This window comes from Dysgonomonas mossii, from assembly GCF_004569505.1.
Lineage (GTDB): Bacteria > Bacteroidota > Bacteroidia > Bacteroidales > Dysgonomonadaceae > Dysgonomonas.
This window is the reverse complement of the sequence record NZ_SPPK01000024.1, coordinates 1-623: the sequence shown is the minus strand read 5'-3', so window position 1 is coordinate 623 and position 623 is coordinate 1. Positions and strand designations below refer to the sequence as shown.

Annotated in this window: 1 protein-coding gene; it reads left to right on the top strand. The window is 30.8% G+C overall.

Annotated features, from left to right (window positions below):
• Positions 1-112: 112 nt before the first annotated feature.
• The gene (locus tag E4T88_RS17240) at positions 113-607 is read left to right on the top strand and encodes a GNAT family N-acetyltransferase (RefSeq protein WP_135107543.1); all 495 of its coding nucleotides are present in this window, start codon (positions 113-115) and stop codon (positions 605-607) included.
• Positions 608-623: the final 16 nt, after the last annotated feature.

Here is a 623-nt window from a genome sequence, read left to right as displayed (position 1 = left end):
ACAGAACATTTCAGAAGGCTTGTACCCCTAATTAATAAACATCAATCCAAAGAGTGTGAATTTACAATTATGGAAATTTTTCAATAAGTACAATAAGTTTTAACATAAACAGATGAAATACATCTTAGAAACAAAGCGTCTTAAATTAAGGGAACTAGATCTAATTGATGCTAAAGACTTTTATGATTTAAATTCTAATCCTAACATAATTAAATATACAGGAGATTCAGCTTTCAAAAGTATAGATGAGGCAAAAAAATTTCTTGAGAATTATCAAGATTACAAATTGAATGGTTACGGAAGATGGGCTGTTATACTTAAAGAAACAAATCAATTCATTGGTTGGTGTGGATTGAAACTTGATGATAAAGAAACGGATATTGGATTTCGCTTTTTCGAAGAGGATTGGAATAAAGGATATGCAACAGAGAGTGCAATAGCCTGTGTAGATTATGGATTTGAAGAACTAAAACTCCGGCGTATAATTGGGAGAGCAATGAAAAAAAATGTCTGGTCGATAAGAGTTCTTGAAAAGATTGGACTTCAGTATGAAAGAGATATAGAATTCGATGGATGTGAAGGTGCAATTTACAAAGTTGAAAAATAATTAGCATAGAAATATC